We start from the raw sequence: 3,117 nt of genomic DNA on the forward strand, positions 1-3,117 counted from the left end.
GCCTTGCGGGCCATGCCGGGCAGCGTGCCCGTCGCGGCCTTGCCACCGCCCATGGCTTGCATCATCTCGGCGCCGGCAGGCATGTCACTGCGAAGGCCCTGGGCGCGCACCAGCGCACCGGCCAGTGCCGGGTCGTTGGCGTAGACGCGCCCCAGCCGCGCGATCAGATCGGCAGAAGGGTCAGGCAGCGTTGATGGCGCCCAGGTGTCGACCCCCTTCGGCCCGCGCATCAGCAACGGCACCGCCGTCGACAGCGCGAGCCCGGGTTGGCCACCAGCGGCCAGGCCGCGGCCGAGCCAACCACTGGCGAGCTGGTACGGGCGTTCGCCACCGGCTTCGAGCACGTTTTGCGCATCGAAGTGTGAGCGATCGCGGTAAGGCAGGCCGGCGGCGTGGATGACCGCCAATTCCTTGCGACCCCACATCGCGTGCAGCTTGGCGAAGCCGGGGTGCAGTGCGAACGGGCCACTCAAGGCCAAGGGTGCGGACGGGTAGTCGGCCAGTGCACCGCGCGCCGCGGCGAAGTCGGGGTCGCCGATGGCGGGCACGGTCCACRGGCCGTCCATGCCGCCGCGCAGGATCACGGCAATCAGGCGCGGGTCGTTCGGCGAGGCGGTGCCACCCATCGACAGTGTGGCCCAGGACCCGGTAGCGGCCGCCGCGCTGGCAGCCAAGGCGCCGCGCAACCAAGTGCGGCGGGAGAGCGAAGTGTTGTTCATCGTGGCCACCTTTGTTCAGCGGCGTTGGAATTCAGGCGACATCAGCATCAGTACGATCGCCTGCGTGCCGTCTGCGGCGCGCTCGATCTGCTGGTACGTGGTGTCGGTCAGCAACGGGCCCAAGCTGGCCCGCGCCAGGGCGCGGGCGTCCAGCTGGTCGCCAAAGCGCTCGGCTTGCCGCTGCGACCACTCGACGCGTTTCCAGATCGCCTCCGGCCCCAGCCACTCCTCGGCCTTGTCGGGCCAGCCGGCCGGTGATGACGCGGTGTGCGGGCGTTGGCCCAGGTTGCCCAAGGACTCGCGGACCTTGGCCAGATGGCGCTCGCCGCTGCCCAGCACGCGCAGTGAAGAGATGGCGAACTCTTCCGGCGCCTTCAGCTTGCGCGGCGCGGCCTCCCAAGCTTCGGGGGCGTCGATCAGCGTGCGGTAGACGGCAGCCAGGTCGCCGCCGGTCTGGCTGAAGGTCTTGGCAAGCTTCTCGACCAGCGGCAGCGGCGGATCATCGGCCACGAAGTGGCGCGTTAGCTTGGTGGCGATGAAACGTGCCGTGCTCGGGTGGGTGGCCAGGTCGTGGATCACCATGTCCAGCGCCTGCGGCCCTTCGGGGTACTGCTTGCCCATGATGGTCTTGGGGCCGGGCTCATGCCAGTGCGGATCGAAGGTGGTGGCCTGGTCGGTGTGCGGCGGGTCGTAGGCACGCCAGCCGGTCAGCACCGCGGCGAACGCGGTCACGTCGGCCTGCTTGTAGCCGCCCCAGGGGCCGTAGGCGCCACCACCGCCGGCCACGCCCAGACTGTGCAGTTCCATGATCTCGCGCGCCAGGTTTTCGTTCAGCCCGGTCGAGACCTTGCGGCGTTTCTCTTTGTCTCCCGCGGTCCTGCGGGCGATGCGCTCGGCCGCTTGCGAGTGCGGCCCGATCGAGCCGTTGTTGTCCAGGTAGCGCAGCATCGCGGCGTGCATCGACGCCTGACGCAGCAGGGTCTCGAACTTGCCGGCGATGTTCGGCCGGATCGCTTCGCGCTCCAGCGCACCAGCGAGGCCACGCACCGGACCCTTGTTGATCGAGACCGAAAAGTGGTTGGCCCAGAACAGCGTCAGCCGCTCGGCGAACGGCCGCTTAGTAGCCAGCGCGGTGGCCATGCGCGACTGCAGGTCTTCGTTGATGATTTCGCGCAGCGTGAACGCAGGCGCACTCGCTGAGGTGCTCGCGGATGCACCAGCGGATGCACTTGCGGGGGCCGAAGCGGCCGGCGCCATCGCGAGCAGCGCGGACACCGGCACCTTTTGCTCGGAATAAGCGGCCAGGGCTTGCACGGCGCTGGGGAAGGGGCCGCCGACGGCCGCATCGGCCGGGCCGATCTGCTTGCGCAGCCAGCCAGCAGGGTCGTCGCCGATGTTGTCGAGCTTCGGCTCGCCCAGGCCGAAGCGGTGTGCGGCGATCGCCGCGTAAAGAGGGGGTGTGGTCATGGGCAGGCTCCGGTCTTGACGCTTTCAAGCGTCTACCGTTTTATAACGCCGGTCCATGAAAGGCGTGCACGACCGCACTGCCCTGAAGGGTAAAGAATCTTGTCCTAGGGATGGCCGCAGGTGACCATCTGCCAGTTACGGGTATCGATGCGTGCCGAATGCCTAACGCGTGAAAAGGGCTCAACGAGCAATCGCTGAGCCCGGCCTCACGTTCAGGGCGCGAGCAGTGCGTCGGTGGCCTGCAGGTCTTCGGGCTGCAGCTGGCCCGAGACCTGGCGCAACTTGAGTCCGTTGACGATCACGTCGTAGCGGGCCTTGGCGAGGTCGCGCTGGGTCGTGAAGAGCTGGGTCTGGGCGTTCAGCACGTCCAGGTTCACCCGCACGCCGACCTTGTAGCCCAGTTGCGTGGCTTCCAATGCCAGCTTGCTCGAAGACTCAGCTGCTTCGAGTGCCTTCACCTGGGCCTGGCCGGACTGCACGCCGTAGAAGGCCGTACGCGTGCCTTGAGAGACGCCGCGGCGAGCAGCGTCGAGGTCGTTGCGGGCTTTCTCTTCCAGCGACAGCGTTTCCTTGATGCGGTTCTGGACCGAGAAGCCGGCGAACAGCGGCACGTTCAGCGTCACGCCCAGCGTAGCGCTGTTGCTGTTGCCCGCACGCGTCGAGTTGATGAACGCGCCGCTGGTGCCGTGGGTTGTTTCGCTGGTGCCTGACGGGTACGTCCTGCTGTAGGTGGCGCCGAGGGCCACAGTCGGCAGGTGGCCGGCGCGGGCCTTTTCGGTTTCGAGCCTGGCGATTTCGAGGCCCAGCTGGGCCTGCTGGATCGTCGGGCTGCGGGTCTCGGCGCCGGTGACCCAATCATCGACATTGGCGGGTGCGACCGGCGGCAGCGCCACCGGCAGCGCCAGCTGGCGCGGCGTGGCGTTGGTGCTGC

The 3,117-nt window shown here is 68.3% G+C and carries 3 protein-coding genes; all 3 read right to left on the minus strand.

Annotation, left to right across the window (positions count from 1 at the left end; genetic code table 11):
* The coding region (locus AC1DYI_RS30790) for a DUF1501 domain-containing protein (RefSeq protein ID WP_477207919.1) at positions 1 to 719 on the minus strand (719 nt) is incomplete at its 3' end.
* 15 nt (positions 720 to 734) lie between these two features.
* Entirely contained in the window at positions 735 to 2,186 is a 1,452-nt protein-coding gene (locus tag AC1DYI_RS30795; RefSeq protein WP_477207920.1) for a DUF1800 domain-containing protein, read from the minus strand.
* A gap of 212 nt (positions 2,187 to 2,398) precedes the next feature.
* The coding region (locus AC1DYI_RS30800) for a TolC family protein (protein WP_477207921.1) at positions 2,399 to 3,117 on the minus strand (719 nt) is incomplete at its 5' end.

This window comes from Ideonella sp. P3_A4 (genome assembly GCF_056403075.1).